The organism is Brevibacterium permense (assembly GCF_013280495.1).
Lineage (GTDB): Bacteria > Actinomycetota > Actinomycetes > Actinomycetales > Brevibacteriaceae > Brevibacterium > Brevibacterium permense.
The window spans coordinates 253,693-270,773 of sequence record NZ_JABSSX010000003.1 but is presented as its reverse complement, the minus strand read 5'-3'; the positions used below and the strand labels follow the sequence as shown (position 1 = coordinate 270,773).

At 65.8% G+C, this 17,081-nt stretch carries 14 protein-coding genes; all 14 read right to left on the bottom strand.

From position 1 onward, the window contains the following. Nucleotides 1-238: 238 nt before the first annotated feature. The 14 genes from HK353_RS06225 to HK353_RS06160 all read right to left on the bottom strand — a co-directional run bounded on the left by HK353_RS06225 (nt 239) and on the right by HK353_RS06160 (nt 16,982). Nucleotides 239-685: a Cg1360 family ATP-synthase-associated protein gene (locus HK353_RS06225; protein ID WP_173153934.1), complete on the bottom strand. Its 447-nt coding sequence runs from the start codon at nt 683-685 to the stop codon at nt 239-241. Further along, nucleotides 682-1,791: an MraY family glycosyltransferase gene (locus HK353_RS06220; protein ID WP_139907914.1), complete on the bottom strand. Its 1,110-nt coding sequence runs from the start codon at nt 1,789-1,791 to the stop codon at nt 682-684. The genes HK353_RS06225 and HK353_RS06220 overlap by 4 nt, the downstream gene beginning before the upstream one ends. Further along, nucleotides 1,792-2,442 carry an L-threonylcarbamoyladenylate synthase gene (locus HK353_RS06215; RefSeq protein ID WP_173153931.1) on the bottom strand — a complete coding sequence of 217 codons (651 nt, stop codon included), beginning with the start codon at nt 2,440-2,442 and terminating at the stop codon, nt 1,792-1,794. A gap of 74 nt (nt 2,443-2,516) precedes the next feature. Next, the gene (prmC, locus tag HK353_RS06210) at nt 2,517-3,452 is read right to left on the bottom strand and encodes a peptide chain release factor N(5)-glutamine methyltransferase (RefSeq protein ID WP_173154423.1); all 936 of its coding nucleotides are present in this window, start codon (nt 3,450-3,452) and stop codon (nt 2,517-2,519) included. A 1-nt stretch (nt 3,453) separates the two neighbouring features. Further along, a complete protein-coding gene (prfA, locus tag HK353_RS06205) occupies nt 3,454-4,530 on the bottom strand; it encodes a peptide chain release factor 1 (protein WP_173153928.1) in 1,077 nt (358 codons plus the stop codon). A 1-nt stretch (nt 4,531) separates the two neighbouring features. After that, nucleotides 4,532-6,526, bottom strand: a complete 1,995-nt coding sequence (gene rho, locus HK353_RS06200; protein WP_173153925.1) for a transcription termination factor Rho — start codon at nt 6,524-6,526, stop codon at nt 4,532-4,534. A 224-nt stretch (nt 6,527-6,750) separates the two neighbouring features. Next, a complete protein-coding gene (gene thrB / locus HK353_RS06195) occupies nt 6,751-7,653 on the bottom strand; it encodes a homoserine kinase (RefSeq protein WP_342589830.1) in 903 nt (300 codons plus the stop codon). Between the two features lie 2 nt (nt 7,654-7,655). After that, a complete protein-coding gene (thrC, locus tag HK353_RS06190; protein ID WP_173153922.1) occupies nt 7,656-8,741 on the bottom strand; it encodes a threonine synthase in 1,086 nt (361 codons plus the stop codon). 2 nt (nt 8,742-8,743) lie between these two features. Then, nucleotides 8,744-10,051 (bottom strand): homoserine dehydrogenase, encoded by a 1,308-nt coding sequence (locus HK353_RS06185; protein WP_173153919.1) that lies wholly within the window; start codon nt 10,049-10,051, stop codon nt 8,744-8,746. A gap of 35 nt (nt 10,052-10,086) precedes the next feature. Beyond that, a complete protein-coding gene (gene lysA, locus HK353_RS06180) occupies nt 10,087-11,526 on the bottom strand; it encodes a diaminopimelate decarboxylase (protein WP_173153916.1) in 1,440 nt (479 codons plus the stop codon). Continuing rightward, complete coding sequence (locus HK353_RS06175; RefSeq protein WP_173153913.1) at nt 11,526-12,353, bottom strand: DALR anticodon-binding domain-containing protein; 828 nt, start codon at nt 12,351-12,353, stop codon at nt 11,526-11,528. Before HK353_RS06175 ends, lysA begins: the two co-directional genes overlap by 1 nt. 84 nt (nt 12,354-12,437) lie before the next feature. Continuing rightward, the gene (locus HK353_RS06170) at nt 12,438-13,613 is read right to left on the bottom strand and encodes an MFS transporter (protein ID WP_173153909.1); all 1,176 of its coding nucleotides are present in this window, start codon (nt 13,611-13,613) and stop codon (nt 12,438-12,440) included. 49 nt (nt 13,614-13,662) lie between these two features. Next, nucleotides 13,663-16,212: an FtsX-like permease family protein gene (locus tag HK353_RS06165; protein ID WP_173153906.1), complete on the bottom strand. Its 2,550-nt coding sequence runs from the start codon at nt 16,210-16,212 to the stop codon at nt 13,663-13,665. After that, the gene (locus HK353_RS06160; protein ID WP_173153903.1) at nt 16,209-16,982 is read right to left on the bottom strand and encodes an ABC transporter ATP-binding protein; all 774 of its coding nucleotides are present in this window, start codon (nt 16,980-16,982) and stop codon (nt 16,209-16,211) included. Before HK353_RS06160 ends, HK353_RS06165 begins: the two co-directional genes overlap by 4 nt. Nucleotides 16,983-17,081: the final 99 nt, after the last annotated feature.

The window sequence follows — 17,081 nt, the reverse complement described above, 5'->3', positions numbered from 1 at the left end:
GGGCCCTGATGGCCTGGCCTTGGCCCCGCGCTGATGGCGAGGCTTGAGGTTCAGGAGCGACAAAGGGCGAAGATCCGCCCAAGCACCGGGTCTACTCTACCAACTGTAGAGAGCGACCGACAAATTCATCAGGCTTCTCTGTGCAATTTCTGTCAACGATTTTATACGACACGTCATTCCTCTGGTGCGACGCCCCATGACGTGTCTCGGATGGGTGCGCAAAAGAACTTCTGCTCGTCTATCGCGCTTCCGGATCGACGTAGGGCACGCGCCCTTTGACCACGGTGATCGCCTCGACGAGCGAGGAGCCGATGACCGCGACGACGATCGTGAAAAAGGCGACGGTGCCGTCGAGCCAGGCCGCATCCTTGATGCGCCAGATGACGATCATAAAGATGAAGGCCTTGAAGAGGAATCCGATGCCGAGGAACCCGGCGATTGCGGTCAGTCCCATGTTCCGTCCGAGGTACATGACGACGAGGGTGATGATGATGAAGACCGCGGCCAGTCCTCCGCCGACGGCCCCACCGACGAGTCCAGTCATCCCCGAGACCAGCCAGCCGATGCCCATGCCGAGGACCGCGACGACGAGGACGAAGATGATGCCCCGGATGAGCAGCGTCCTCCAGACGCGGGTCCAAGCTGCTTCGACTTCGGTCTCTCGGCGCGGTGTCGGGTCGGTCACGAGATTTCCTCTCTGGCTTTCTGACGCATGCGAAGGGGATAGAAGGTGAAGATCAGGGTGATGGCAGCGAGGCCGCCGATGACGCAGGCCGAGAACAGCCAGCCCTTGAACAGGAGCAGCACCGATCCGAAGGCGATGAGCGCCGTCCAGGTGTAGAGGATGAGCACCGCACGCGCATGGGAATGCCCCAGACGCAGCATCCGGTGGTGGAGATGTTTGGCATCGGCGGAGAACGGAGACTGTCCGGCACGCAGCCTGCGCACCACGGCCAGTCCGAGGTCGAGCAGCGGCAGGAACATCACGGCCACAGGCAGGATGATCGGCATGAATGTGGCGAACGCTCGCTCTTGGCCGATCAGCGCCGGGTCGACCTGGCCGGTGACCCTGATCGTCGAGGCGGCGAGCAGCAGGCCGATGAGCATCGACCCGGAGTCGCCCATGAAGATCCTCGCCGGATTGAAATTGTGCGGGAGGAAACCGAGGCAGGCGCCGACGAGGATCGCAATGATGAGCGAGGCGAGGTTCGCATACGACTCCGGTGAAGCGTCACGAGCGAGCCAGTAGGAGTAGATGAAGAAGGCGCTGCCGCCGATGGCGACGACGCCCGCGGCGAGACCGTCGAGGCCGTCGACGAAGTTCACCGCGTTGATGGTCACGAGGACGACGAGGACCGTGACGATGATCGACATCCGCGGGGAGCCGATGATGACTCCGCCGAAGGGAATCGACAGCAGCGCCACGCCCTTGATCGCCATGAAACCTGCGGCGAGAGCCTGGCCGGCGAGCTTCGCCATCCAGTGCAGGTCCCAGATGTCGTCGATGACTCCGAGCAGACACAGCAGGCCGGCGGCTCCGGCGATTCCGATGATCGGACCCAATTCGACGAAGATCCGATTGAGGAAGGGCATCTGGGAGGCGAAGATGAGGCCGGCCAGAAGCCCGCCGAACATCGCGACTCCGCCCAGCCTCGGCGTCGGAATGGAATGGACATCGCGGTCACGCAGCGGTGAGAAGATCTTTCCTCGTTCGGCCACCCGCTTGACCATTGGAGTCAGCAGGTACGCCACGAGGGCGGAGACGACGAGGATGAAGAGGTAGGCGCGCACTCAGCCGTCCAGGTCGACGAGTTCGGGGACGATCTCGCGCAGGTCATCGGCGGTGATCGGGCCGCGGCGCAGGATGCGGGGCACGTCGCCGCTGAGGTCGATGATCGTCGAAGAAATCCCCGACTCCCGCACTCCCCCGTCGACGTAGATGTCGACATCGTCGCCGAGCATCTCCTGCGCTTCGTCGGCGGTCCGGGCGGCGGGCTGTCCGGAGATGTTCGCACTCGACACGGCCAGCGGCCCGGTGCGGCCGAGCAGGGCCAGCGCCGACTCGTCGTCGGGCATGCGCACGGCCACGGTGCCGTGGGTATCACCGAGGTCCCAGTCGAGGGAGGGCTGAGCGTTCGCGATGATCGTCAGCGGTCCGGGCCAGAACTTCGCGGTCAGCGCCAGCACGGCCTCGTCGACCCCGTCGACGAGACCGAAGATGGTCTCCGCGCGTGGAACGAGAACCGGAGGCGGCATGTCCCGTCCCCGGCCCTTGGCCGCGAGCAGAGCCGCAACGGCCGATGCGCTGAAGGCATCGGCGGCGATCCCGTAGACCGTATCGGTGGGGATGACGAGCAGGTTGCCTGTGTCGACGACTCGCGCGCACTCGTCGAAGACGAGTTCACGGATCTCTTCTTGGCTGACGTCGAATCGTCTCGACACGAGTTCTCCGTTTCAAATGTTCGGTGTGGTCTCGGTACTGGGCCGTACACGGGGGAATTCGTCTCCGAGATCCCCTACGCCTCACGGCGTGCCGCCGTATAGCGGTCGCGTCCAGTGTAGTCCTGGAATGTGGCGGCGTGCCTCAGACTGGCCGTGGCCGCCAGCAGTTCCCGTGCCCCTTCGCCCTGTTCCTCACTGTGTTCCATCAGGAAAAGTCCGCCTGGCCGCAGCAGCTGCTCGGCTTGACTGATGATGAGTCCCGGAATCTCCAAGCCTGAATCCCCGCCGTAGAGCGCGGCCGCGGGATCGTGTTCGGCGACCTCCGGGTCCCGCGGCACGGCGGAATCGGGAACATAGGGCGGGTTCGTCACCACGATGTCGGCACGCCCGCACAGGTCGGGCCGAGCCTTCGCGATCGTCGTCGCATCCTCGGAGATGAACTCGACCGTCGACTCGCCGAGGCGGCACTGCTCGAGGTTCTTCAGCGACCATTCTAGGGCCGCGGATTCGCGTTCGACGCCGAGGACGTCGACGCGGTCGAATTCGGTGGCAACGGAGAGGGAGATCGCTCCCGAACCGGAACACAGGTCGATGACGAAGGGACGCCGAGCCTTGTCGTTCTTCGTCGTCGAGTCAGTGTCGGCGAGTTCGGACAGTTCGGACAGTTCGGTCAGAACGGCTCCGGCGAGCAGCTCCGTCTCCGGACGGGGCACGAAGACTCCGGGGCCCACCTGCAGCTGCAGATGCCGGAAGTGGGCGATGCCGGTGAGATGCTGCAGCGGTGTCCGCCGCCGCCGCTGGTCACAGAGTTCGGCGAATCGAGCGCTCACCGACTCCGGCACGGGTTCGTCGAAGAGACGGCGGCGGCTCAGAGCTGCCCTGTCGATCGACCATGCGTGGGCGAGCAGTTCGAGCGCATCGGCTTCGGGACTCGCTATGCCTGCTTCTGTGAAGAGCGTGGTCGCCCCGCGAAGGAGGTCGGAGACGAGAGTCGGCCTGACGGTGTCCAGGTCAGTCCCCCAGTGCGTCGAGGCGTGCGGCCTTGTCGGCGTCCCGGCAGGATCCGATGACCGGATCGAGGTCTCCAGCGAGCACCTGATCGAGATTGTAGGCCTTGTATCCGGTGCGGTGATCGGTGATCCGGTTCTCCGGAAAATTGTAGGTGCGGATGCGTTCCGAGCGATCGACGGTGCGCACCTGCGAACGACGGATGTCGGCGGCTTCCGCTGCGGCCTCTTCGGCCTGTTTGGCCAGGATCCGAGCACGGAGCATGCGCATCGCTGCGTCTTTGTTCTGCAGCTGGGACTTCTCGTTCTGGCAGCTCGCTGTGATTCCGGTCGGCAGGTGCGTGATGCGCACAGCGGAGTCCGTGGTGTTCACTGACTGGCCGCCGGGTCCGGACGAGCGGTAGACGTCGATGCGCAGATCGTGTTCGTCCAACTGGATCTCTTCGGGTTCATCGACCTCGGGGAAGACGAGCACACCGGCTGCCGAGGTGTGGATGCGTCCCTGCGATTCGGTGACCGGCACCCTTTGAACACGGTGCACTCCGCCTTCGTACTTCACCCAGCCGTAGGCGCCGTCGTTCTTCGCCTTGACGGCCAGGGTGACGTCCTTGTATCCGCCGAGATCCGAATGCGTGGCGTCGAGGATCTGGCTCGACCAGCCGCGCGAGTCGATCCACCGCTGGTACATCCGCAGCAGGTCACCGGCGAACAGCGCGGATTCATCCCCGCCTTCGCCGGCTTTGATCTCGATGATGGCGTCTCGGGAGTCATCCGGGTCGCTGGGTACCAGGAGATCCTTGAGCTCACCCTCGGCCGTGTCCATCTCTGCGGACAGACGCTTGGCCTCGGCGGCGAAATCGGCGTCGTCCTCGGCCAGTTCCACGGCGGCTGCGTGGTCGGCTTCGAGTTGGGCGAAGTGACGGGCGGCCGCGGCGACCTTGTCGAGTTCCGCGTACCGTCTGGTCAGCTTCTTGGCCCGGCCGGCGTCAGCGTGGACCGCGGGGTCGGAGAGTTCCTCCTGCACCCGGGCGTGCTCATCGAGCAGTGCACTGACGCTGGCCGTGAGGGTGTCGTCGACCATCTCAGCTGTTGTCGGTCGACGACTTCGGCAGTGGGGTCGTCTTCTGCACCTGCATGAGGAACTCGACGTTCGAGCCGGTCTCCTTGAGCTTCGACATGAGCAGTTCGACTGCCTGCTGCTGCTCGAGTCCCGAGAGCAGTCTGCGCAGCTGCCACATGACCTTCGTCTCTTCCTGGGTCATGAGCATCTCTTCGCGGCGGGTGCTCGAGGAGTTGACGTCGATGGCCGGGAAGATGCGCTTGTCGGCAAGCTGACGGCTCAGACGCAGCTCCATATTGCCGGTGCCCTTGAACTCCTCGAAGATGACTTCGTCCATCTTGGAGCCGGTCTCGACGAGAGCGGTGGCGAGGATGGTCAGCGAGCCGCCGCCTTCGATATTGCGTGCAGCACCGAAGAATTTCTTCGGCGGGTAGAGCGCATTGGCGTCGACACCGCCGGAGAGGATCCGTCCGGATGCCGGCTGGGCGATGTTGTAGGCACGTCCCAGGCGTGTGATGTTGTCAAGCAGCACGACGACATCAGAACCCATCTCGACGAGACGCTTGGCGCGTTCGATGGCGAGTTCGGCGATCGTGGTGTGGTCGTCGGCCGGACGGTCGAAGGTCGAGGCGATGACCTCGCCCTTGACCGCACGCTGCATGTCCGTGACTTCCTCGGGACGTTCGTCGACGAGGACGACCATGAGGTGCGCTTCGGGGTTGTTCTCCGTGATCGCGTTGGCGATCTGCTGCATGATCGTCGTCTTGCCGGCCTTCGGAGGCGCGACGATGAGTCCACGCTGGCCCTTGCCGATGGGGGTGATGAGATCGATGAGACGAGTCGAGTGCAGCTTCGAGGTGGTCTCGAGGCGCAGACGATCCTGAGGGTAGAGCGGAGTCAGCTTGGAGAACTCGACACGGCTGCGGGCATCGTCGACGGTGAGCCCGTTGACGGAATCGAGGCGGACGAGAGCATCGAACTTCTCGCGCTTGTTGTTCCGCTGTTCGTTCTCACGCGGCTGACGGATCGCACCGGCGACAGCGTCGCCCTTGCGCAGACCGTTCTTGCGCACCATGGATGCCGAAAGATAGACGTCGTTCGGTCCCGGCAGGTAGCCGGAGGTGCGGAGGAAGGCGTAGTTGTCGTGGACATCGAGGATGCCGCCGACGGGGATGAGCACATCGTCGTTGCGGATGTCCGGCTCGTCGTTGCCGCGGCCGCGGCGCTTCCGGTCACGACCCCGTCCGCGGCGGTTGTTGCCGCGATCGTCATCGTCGTTGCCGCGGTTGCGACGATCGTTGCGATCGTTGTTGCCGCCCCGGTCGTTGCGGTGGCCGCGATCGTTGCCGCCGTCCCGGTCGTTGTTGCCGCGGTCATTGCCGCCTCGGTTGTCGTCGGAGCGGTCGTTGTTCCGGCTGCGACGGTCGTTGTCGCGCCCGCCGCGGTGGTCTCGGTCGGAGCGGTCCTGGTCGCCGGAGCGATCCTGGCCGCCGCGGTCGGCTGCTTCCTCACCGCTGCCGTTGCGGCCCTCGGTCTGGGACTCGGAGCCCCGGGAGCGAGAACGGCTGCGGCGAGAGCGCTGACGATCCTGGTCGCCGCTGTTCTCCTCGGAGGGTGCTCCTCCCGATCGATCCGCACCGGTCTCGTTCGCCGTCGAAGACGACGAGGCCTCGGAGTTCGGTTCGATGATGAGTGCCGGAGCGTCCTCGGACGCGGAAGCGGCAGAGCGACGCGAGGAGCGACGGTTCGTCGACTCCGGCTTCTTCTCGTCCTGCTTCTCCGCGGGCTTCTCGGTCTTGGCGGCCGGTTCTGCGGCGGACTTCTTCTCGCTGGGGGCGGACTTCTTCTCAGCGGATCCGCCCGAGTGGCTGTTGATGGCGTCGATCAGTTCGCTCTTGCGAAGGCGACGGTAACCCTTGATTCCCAGCCCGGCAGCCATTTCTTGGAGCTGAGGCAGCCGCAGCGCTGTGAGGCTGCCTGTGCGCGGGGTGGAATCCTGAGTGGTGGTTTCAGACACGAAGGTCCTTCTCCCTCTTTCGGCCGTGCGGCATGTGCCGTTTGCTCACGGCGACGGAAACACCATTGACGGTGCGTTGTGAAAGAAAACCTGCTAAAGAATGAGCAGGAGATGTTCCAGAATGTATGACATCGGCGACGGACCTGTGTAGAACAGCGGGAAGCCGTGCCCTGTCGGAACACCCACAGTCTACTTGTTCGGAGACGATCTGGCGAATCGTTTCCTCAGATTTCTCGGCTCACCCGGTAACCACCGAGGTCAATCGCGGTTCGCTGAGCGACGAAGCCTTCTGCCACGAGGGCGTCGGGAACCGCCTCGGCGAGGACGAGCACCGTCGGTCCGGCGCCGGAGACGACGGCCGGGAGACCATCGGCGCGCAGTGCGTCGACCAGCGCCATCGACTCCGGATAGGCGCCGCGGCGGAATTCCTGATGGAGCTGGTCGCGGGTGGCTTCGTACAGCACCTGGGAGTCATTGCTCATCCCGTGGACGAGCAGGCCTGCCCGAGCCGAATTGTCGGCCGCGATCGCGTGATCGATGCCGGCGGGAATGAGCCCACGGGCGACCTCGGTGTCAAGGCGGAACGAGGGCACGAGCACGGTGACCGCCTCGATGGTGCGCACTGGCACCTGCCACGACTTCACGGGCTCCGACAGAGAGACGGTGAGTCCGCCGAAGATCGCGGGGGCGGCATTGTCCGGATGCCCCTCGACGGCGGTGGCGATCTCGAGGATCCGGTCCCGGCTCAGCTCGACTCCGGTCGACCAGGCTCCGAGCTCCGCTGCGAGGCCGATGCCGGCCACGACGGCCGCGGCCGAGGAGCCCAGTCCGCGGGAATGGGGAATCCGGTTGTCGCACTCCAGCGACAGACGCGGCCTCAACTCCGCCGCGACGGCGGGAAACTCCGAGTCGAGCACCTCACCGATGATGCGCATGATCAGGTGCGAGCCGTCCCGGGGCAGCACCTCGGCGCCCTCCCCCGTGACCTCGACGCAGCGGTGAGGGTCGACCGCTGCGTCGTGGACGGTGAGGCTGAGGGTGTCGACGATGTCGAGGGCCAGCCCGTACGAGTCGTAGCCGGGTCCCAGATTCGCCGAGGTGGCCGGGACCTCGAGTCGGACGCGCACCCTCAGCTGTCCTCGAGTCCCAGGGCGCGTGCGGCGCTGACGGCGTCGACGGAGACCCGCTTGGTCTCGATATCGGACCCGTCGGCGGTGTGCAGTGCCCAGCTGGGGTCCTTGAGTCCGTGACCGGTCACAGTGGCCGCGATCGTCGCATCGGCAGGGACCCGACCGGCGTCGGCCATCTTCAGCAGACCCGCCACCGAGGCGGCCGAACCGGGTTCGACGAAGATGCCCTCTTCGCTGGACAGGATCTTGTGGGCGGCGAGGATCTCGTCGTCGGTGACCGAATCGATGAGACCGCCCGAGTCGTCACGCGCCGCTTCGGCCTGCGTCCAGCTGGCGGGGTTGCCGATGCGGATGGCGGTCGCCACCGTGTCCGGTTCGTCGACGGGGTGACCGAGCACCAGCGGTGCGGCACCGGCGGCCTGGAAGCCCCACATCTGCGGCAGCTGCTTGGAGATCCCGTGTTCGCGGTATTCCTTGTAGCCCTTCCAGTACGCCGTGATGTTGCCGGCGTTGCCGACAGGCAGAACATGGATGTCGGGAGCGTCGCCGAGGACGTCGACGATTTCGAAGGCCGCGGTCTTCTGACCTTCGATGCGATCGGGATTGACCGAGTTGACGAGGTGGACCGGGTAGGACTCCGAGAGCTTGCGGCACAGCGTCAGGCAGTCGTCGAAGTTCCCGTCGACTTCGAGCAGGGTCGCTCCGTGGGCGATGGCCTGGCTCATCTTCCCCGGCGCGATCTTGCCGGTGGGCACGAGCACAGCGCAGGTCAGCCCGGCCTTCGTGGCATAGGCGGCGGCAGAGGCCGAGGTATTGCCCGTCGAGGCGCAGATGACGGCTTTGGCACCATGGGCCACAGCCTTGGTGATCGCCATCGTCATACCGCGGTCTTTGAACGACGCAGTCGGATTGAGGCCCTCGTACTTCACCCACACCTGGGCACCGGTGCGTGAGCTGAGCTTCTCCGCCCTGATCAGCGGGGTCCCGCCTTCACCGAGTGTGACGGCAGGAGTGTCAGCGGAGATGTCGAGCAGGCTGCGGTATTCCTCGACGACGCCCTGCCACTGGTGTCTGGGGTAGTTCATAGTCACTGTCCTTCTACGCGGATCACGGATTTGACGGTGTGGACGACAGGCAGATCGACGAGTCGATCGACCGTCTTCTGCAGAGTCGAGTCGGTGTTCGAGTGGGTGGCCAGCACGAGCTTCGCGTGCTGGACGCCGTTGTCGTCGATGTCCCCGATCGTCTGTCGCATCAGTTCGATGGATGCCCCTTCATCGGCGAAGACCTCGGAGACCGCGGCGAGCACACCGGGACGGTCGACCACGTCGAGGGTGATGTGGTACCTGGTCGTAATCGCCGAGATCGGCAGGATCGGGTAGTCCTCGTGGAAGGGGCGTTCGTACTGTCCGCGTCCGCCGAGCACCTTGCGCCTGGCCACGGACACGAGGTCACCGAGCACCGCGGATGCGGTCGGTGCTCCCCCGGCGCCCTGTCCGTAGAACATCAGCTCGCCGGCGGCTTCGGCCTCGATGAACACGGCGTTGAAGGCACCGCGGACGGATGCCAGTGCGTGTCCTCGGTCGAGAAGCGCCGGATAGACGCGCGCCGAGAGTCCGGCACCCGCCGGTGATGAGGCCACACGTTCGCACACGGCGAGGAGTTTGATGACGAAGCCCTGGTCCCGGGCGGTCTCGACCATCTCGGCGGTGACGCCTTCGATGCCTTCGACGTGGACGTCATCGATCGACACGGGGGCGTGGAATGCCAGAGAGGACAGGATCGCAGCCTTCGCCGCCGCATCGTGTCCGCCGATGTCAGCGGTCGGATCGGCCTCTGCGTATCCGAGCCCTTGGGCGGCGGTGAGCGCCTGGTCGAAATCCCAGCCCTCGGAGTCCATCTGATCGAGGATGTAGTTCGTCGTGCCGTTGACGATGCCCATGATGCGTTCGATCCGGTCGCCGGCCAGCGAATCGCCGACGGGTCGGATGATCGGGATGGCCCCTGCCACCGCCGCTTCGTGTTCGAGACGCACACCAGCGGCGTCGGCAGCGGACATGAGCTCGCCGTAGCTGGCGGCCAGCAGAGCCTTGTTCGCGGTCACGACCGATGACCCCTGGCGCAGCGCTGCGGTGATGAGCGAGCGGGCGGGTTCGATTCCGCCCATCAGCTCGACGACGATATCGGCTCCGGCGATGGCCGCCTCGGCGTCGGTCGTCAGCAGCTTCTCGTCGATTCCCGCACGGGCCTTCGATGCATCGCGGACGACGATGGCGCTCAGCTCCAGCGGAGCGCCGATGCGCTCGGCCAGGCCCTCCGCGCGATCCTGGATTCGGGCGGCGACCTCCGTGCCGACGACTCCGCATCCGAGCATGGCAACCTTCAGTGCCTGCATTTCCTCACCTTTTCCGCACTTGTCTCTCACGCTCATCAGTTCGACGCCTCTCCCCCGGCCATTCCCGGGTCCGTGGCGAACATCTGCGTGTGGTCTTCGGGGGTCACGATCCACTCAACTCTATCGGCCTCGACCGCCAGCACGCCCGGCCGGGGCAGATGGTTGTAGTTGTTGGCCAGCGAGCGGCAGTACGCCCCGGTGGTGGGGACCGCGACGAGGTCGCCTGCGGTGACGTCTGCCCCCATGTATTCGTCGCGGACGATGATGTCACCGGATTCGCAGTGCTTGCCGACGACCCGCACGATCGCAGGCTCGGCGTTCGAGTTCCGGTTGGCCAGGGTGCACGAATAGTCCGCATCGTAGAGTGCCGTGCGGATGTTGTCGCTCATTCCCCCGTTGACAGCGACATACGTGCGAGTTCCGCTGTCCGTGCTCACCTGTTTGACGGTGCCGACCTCGTAGAGAGTGAACACCGCCGGGGAGACGATGGCGCGACCGGGTTCGATGGAGATCCTGGGGACGCTCGTGCCCAGGCCCCGGCATTCCTTGGCCACGACGGCAGCGAGCTCTGCAGCCATCTCCGCGACCGGGATCGGTGTGTCCTGGGAGGTGTAGCGGATGCCGAAGCCGCCGCCGAGGTCGACATCGGGCAGGTCGATGCCGTGTTCGCCCATGATCTCGGCTCGGAAGGCGAGTACGCGGGCGGCGGCGACCTGGAATCCGGAGATGTCGAAGATCTGCGAACCGATGTGGGAGTGGAGACCGTCGAGACGCAGATGTTCGGATTCGGCGACCAGACGAGCGGCCCGGGCGGCGGTGCCGTCGGCGAGAGAGAGCCCGAACTTCTGGTCTTCGTGAGCCGTGGCGATGAAGTCGTGGGTGTGCGCTTCGACGCCGACCGTGACTCGCAGCATGACCGGGGCGACCGTTCCCCTGGCCGCAGCGATGGATTCCAGACGTGCGACCTCATCGAGGCTGTCGACGAAGATCCTGGCCACGCCGTAGTCGAGGGCGTATTCGAGCTCCGCCGCCGATTTGCTGTTTCCGTGCAGCCCGACGCGGTCGCCGGGGACACCGGCGGCGCGGGCGATCATCATCTCGCCCAGGGAGCAGGTGTCGAGGCCCAGCCCGGCCTTATGCACCCAGCGGGCCACAGCTGTGCACAGGAATGCCTTCCCGGCGTAGAACACATCGGCGCCGGCCAGTCCCTTCTCCACGGAGAAGGCGTTGGAGAACGTGCTCAGGTAGGCCTCGGCACGGCTGCGGAAGTCAGCGACGTCCATGACGAGAGTGGGGGTTCCGTAGCGTTCGGCCAGGTCCGTCACGGAATGACCGGCGATCGTGAGCACACCGTCGTCGGTCTTCGTGACGTTGTCCGACCACAGACTCGGCAGCAGCGCATTGACGTCATCGGGATAGGGCAGCCACACCGGGGCCGGTGTCGCGTGCAGGGTCCCTGCGATATGTGCGGGCATCAGATCCTCTCCGGGGCCGAAGCGCCCAAGTGTCGTAGTCCTGCGGCGAGGACGATGATGACGGCTCTCAGAGCGAAGAGCCGGGAGGCATGGGTGACGGTGATGTCCTCATCGACCGTCGGAGTGACCGGACAGCGGCGGATCCAGTCCTCGACGGCATCGGCGAGGTCGAGGAGAGCGTTGACGAACAGATCGTTCTCGCCGAGGCGGCGCGAGCGTTCCAGCGCTGACGGCAGTCCCGCCACGGCGTTGAGCATTCGCGTCTCACTCGGATCCTCGAGTCTCGCCGTGTCGACGGCCTCGGACGGGATTCCCGCCCGGTGCGCCCGCCGCTGCTCCCGGCAGGCGGCGGCATGGCCGCGCTGCAGGCTGTTCACCGCGACCGGGTCGACGTCACGGTCGTGGTCGCCGGCGACAGGCGCCTGTGCCGATTCCCGGTCCGCAGCGGCGAGCAGCGTGCGCAGAGGCGACCCGTCCTGTTCCGCTCCCTCGATCGAATCGGTCTCCCCCGCTGCGGTGATGATGTCGCTGAGCACATGTGCTCTGCCAGCGGGAGTGAGGGTCACGTTGACGAAGCCGGGCCCGGCGATGACGGCATCCGCCACCTCGGGGAGGGCACACAGTTCGGTGCACAGATGTGCGGCGAGCTCGGTCCGCTGCTCGGGTGCAGCGGCGGCGCGCAGCGCCACGGGCGTTGTCCAGTCACCGAGTTCGGAACGGTTCGGAGCCAGGACGTCGATCTGCATGGCGAACCCCGGTTCGACGAGGCCCGCCTCGGCCGTCGCCAAGGCGCGCGCGAGTGCAGTCTGCAAGTCTTCCGGGGTCACTCGAACAGAGTACTCGGGCCCGGACGACGGGGACGAATCCGATGTCATCTTCGCTCTCATGACGAGACGGATGCCCGCTGGGCCTCAGATGACGCCGGGTCGGCAGGCGGCGTGGCTGACGAAGAATTTGACGGCCACCGAGGCGAGCACCACGACGAATGCCGGCCACATGCTGTCGAAGCTCTGGAGGAGAAAGGCGAAGATCAGCGGGCCGGTGGCTGCGAGCAGGTACCCGCCGCCCTGGACGAAGCCGGACAGGGAAGCCGCCGCCTCGGCGTTTCGCGCCCGGAGGGTGATGAGTGTCAGTGCGAGTGGGAACGTGGAGATGCCGATGCCCAGCAGCACTGTCCACAGCACGGGAGCCGCTGTCGGCAGCAGCCACAGACCCAGGTACCCCACGGCCAGGCTGAGGCAGAAGCCGACGACGATGGGATAGGCCGAGGTCATCTTCTGAGCCAGCGTCGGCAGGACGAATCCGAGGACGAGAGGGATGGCGGTGACCAGCGCGAGCATCGCCCCGCCGAAGGCAGCATCGAACCCGGAGCGGGTGAGCAGGCCCGGCAGCCAGGTGAAGAGGATGAAGTTGTTGAACGACGTCAGACCCGTCATCGTCATCAGCGCCCACGCCCGTGGGCTGCGCAGAAGGCGCGAGAGCTCACTGCCGCCGACGACGGCGACGGCCACCTCGGCGGCGGGTGCGGGCCTGACGATGCGGATGACGATCCACACGGCCGCCCCCAGAGCCGCGAAAGCGGCCCAGACGAGCAGTGAGCCTCTCCAACCGACACCGGAGGCGAGGGGAACCGCCACGAGCGGCGGAATGAATGTCCCGAACTGGAGGAGCCCGACGTGCACGGTCGACATGAGGGCCACTCTGTCGGGGAAATACGATTTCACCAGGGGCGGGAGGATGACGTTGCCGATGCCCATTCCCAGCAGGGCCAACACGCTCAGCGCCAGGAACAGCGACGGCGAATCGATGACCGCGCGGACACCCAGTCCGATCATGACCATCACCATGGCGGCCAAGGTCAGGCCGAGTCCGGAGAAGCGGGCATAGAGCCGCGGGGTGATGAAGCCGCTGATGCCGTAGAGCAGCGGCGGCAGCATGCCGATGACGGCCAGGAACACCGCGCTCAGGTCGATCTCTTCGCCCATCGTGTCGAGCAGAGGCGAGAGCCCGGTGACTCCCGGGCGCAGATTGAAGGCAGCGAAGACGATTCCGAGGACGATCAGAAAGCGGATGCGCGCGGAGTTCATGAGCTCTTTCCTATCAGACACCGACGTCCGGTTCGGTGGCCGGGGCCCATCAGAAGTCGAGTTTGAGACCTTCGACCGGTGAGAGTCGGGACGCTCGCCTGGCCGGTGCCAGAGCGGAGAGGATGCCGGCGACGACCGCCACGCCGAGGATGCCGAGGAAGGACGGGGCAGAGAAGTCGACGATGAGGTCGGTGGAGTAGTCGTGGGTGACCAACCGTGTGCCGACGATGCCCAGGGCACCGCCGAGCACGAGTCCCAGCAGTGCAGCCACCGATGAGATGAGCACCGCCTCGAGCGCCAGAAGAGTCCGCAGCTGCGCGATGCTCAGCCCCAGCGCCCGCATCAGCGCGTTCTCCCGGCGGCGCTCGATGACGGAGAGGCTGACCGTGTTCGAGACGCCGATGAGCGCGATGACCACAGAGACGAAGAGCAGAGCCACCGCCCCGGCGAGCAAGACATCGATGAGTTCGGAATAGGCCCCCCGGGCGACGGCCGAGCCGCCGACCTCGTCGCTGGAGACGTCGAGCGTCTCGGCCACGGACTGGCGGATGCGGGTGATCTCGTCGACGTCGACATCCTCGTCGAGGCGGACGAGCACGGCCGTCGTCGTCGCCGAGATGCCGAGATCGTTGCCGACGTCGGGGGTGGTGAAGAAAGCGAGGCTGGAGAGGCCGTCCCTGTGCACGGGCACGCTCATCTCGTTGAGCCCTTTCACCCGCACTGTCGGTGAAGGATAGTCTTCGGGGACCGTGACCCGTCCGGACACGATATTCGCGGCCGCGCCTCCGAGTACGGTCTCGGCGCTGTCCGGGTCGATGACGAAGATCTCGGGACGGGAGCCCTTGAAGTCTTCGACCGCCTCGGCGCGGTGGGCGAGGACCGCGGTGGACACGCCGCGGATCCCGCGCACATCCTCGAGTTGGTCATCATCGACGAGGCCCGACAGCGGCACGGAGATGTCGACGGGATAACGCTGGTCGAGTCCGTGGCTGAGCGTCGCCTTCGTCGACATGCCGCCCACGAGGATCGTCGCCACCAAGGTCACACCGATGATGAGCGCCGTGGCTGTGGCCGCGGTGCGACGCGGATTGCGCAATGTGTTCAGGGTCGCCAGCTGACCGGGAACGCCCCAAGGGCTGAACAGCACCTCCCCCGTCCACGCGACGACGGGCGGGATGATCTTCGCCGCGCTGATGACCAGCCCCGTGACCACGAGTCCCCCACCCAGCGCTCCGCCGAGGATCCAGAGCTGAGAGGCCGACACCGCATAGACCGAGACGATGACGAGAACCACACCCAGCCCGATGCAGCCGAAACCCACGAGGTGCCGTGGACGAGCGCGGGTGCTCGGCGAGATGGAAGCGTCGAAGGGCTGGAGTGCTTCGAGCGGCGTCACAGCGATGGCACTGCGAGCCGGTCGGATGGTGGCCACAATCGTCAGCAGGGCACCGACGACGACACCGCTGACCAGGGCGGAGACGGGAACGGTGAGAGTGTCGTAGGGGAACTCCTGCGGCCAGTAGCGCACCGCCACAGCCATCAGTCCGCGACTGCCGACGACCCCGGTGAGCACACCGAAGATCGACCCGAGCAATCCGACGAAGAGCCCTTCGGCCACGACCGAGCCGTACATCTGCACGCGGGTGGCGCCGAGGCAGCGCAGCAGAGCGAATTCCCGACGGCGTCCGGCGACGATGACCGAGAAGGTGTTGGAGACGACGAGGATGGCGACGATGACGGAGATTCCGGCGAAGACGAGCAGGAGACCGGTCACGACGGCGTTGCCGCCGGAGAGGCGGTCGGTCTTCGCTTTTACGGCATCGTCCACGGAGAGCGCTTCGAGGCTGCCGTTCAGTTCCGAACCGTCGATGACCCTCTGCAGCTGTGTACGCACAGCCTCTGGGTCCGCGCCGCTCTCGAGGGCGATCTGAATGGCGATGACATCGCCCTGCTGGGCGAAATACTCCTGATAGCCCGATGCTGTCGTCAGCGCTCGAGTGGCACCGGGCAGGGCCGGATCCTGCCCCATTTCGGCGATGCCCACGACGGAGAAGGTGACGCTGCTCTGACTCGAACCCCGGTAGATCGGCATGTCATCGTTTCCGCTCTCCACCGGGACCGCATCGACGGTGAAGCGAATCTCATCGCCGACTCCGAGGTTGAGATCGCTGGCCGTGCGCGTGTCGAGCACGAGGTCCGTCGTTGCTTCTGGTCGCTGACCGGAGACCATTTCGAACGTGTCGAGCCGTTCGTCGGCAGGCACCGGAGACAGCGCAAAAGAGCTTTCGGAGAATGCGGATCCTCGGCCCGTGGTCACTGTGCGGGCCGACAGCGACGCGGTGGCCACCCCGTCGACTTCAGCCAAGGGGCGCAGCAGCGGAGACGCCTCGTCTCCCCCGACGAAGACGTCTCGGTCCGGGACGACGGTGAGGTCGGCGTTCTCGAAAGATCGGCCGACGGCGTGTTCGAGGCTGTCCTGCAGCGAGGAGTTGATGATCAGGGTTGTTGCGACGAATCCGGAAGCCAATGCGATGCCGAGGCCGATTGCGAGGAATCGGGCCCAGTGGATCCGAATCTGCGCGAGGGCGACAGCGATCACAGAGAACTCAGTTCACTCAGCGCCGTGACCACGCTCTCTCGCGTCGGCTGACGGACTTCACCCGTGGCTCGCCCGTCCTTGAGCAGGACGACCCGCCCGGCGTGAGATGCCGCGACGGGGTCGTGGGTGACCATGATGATCGTCTGCCCGTACAGGGTCGTGGCCCGACCGAGCAGGGACAGGACCTCCGCTCCGGCGTGGGAGTCGAGGTTTCCTGTGGGCTCGTCGGCGAAGATGACATCCGGCCGCGTCAGCAGAGCCCGGGCCACGGCGACTCTCTGCTGCTGACCGCCGGAGAGCTCGTGCGGACGATGCTGCAGACGATCGCCGAGTTCGAGGCGTTCGACCACTTCGGCCTTCCACTGGCGATCGATCTTCTTCCGGGCCAGTGAGACCGGCAGTTCGATGTTCTGTTCAGCGCTCAGCGTCGGGACGAGGTTGAAGGCCTGGAAGATGAAGCCCACGCGGTCACGCCGCAGCTGAGTCAGCTGCCGGTCGTTGAGACGGGTGATGTCCTGGCCCCGCATGATGATCGAACCCGAATCGACACGGTCGAGCCCGGCAAGCACATGCATGAACGTCGATTTTCCGGACCCGGAGGGCCCCATGATGGCGGTGAAGCGTCCCGATTCGAAGTCGACGCTGATGTCGTCGAGAGCGTCGACTGCCGTATCACCGCGACCGAAGCTCTTGCGCAGTCCCTGCGCTCGGAGGACGATCTCATCGTCCCCCGCGCTGGTCTGGACGGGTTCTTCAGCAGGTTCCGACATCGTATGCCTCACATCGCGGTCTGGGTCTCGACTCCGACTACCTTAGATCCTGGCTGCACCACCGACCACTCGGACCGCCTATGCAGAACCGCCCACCTC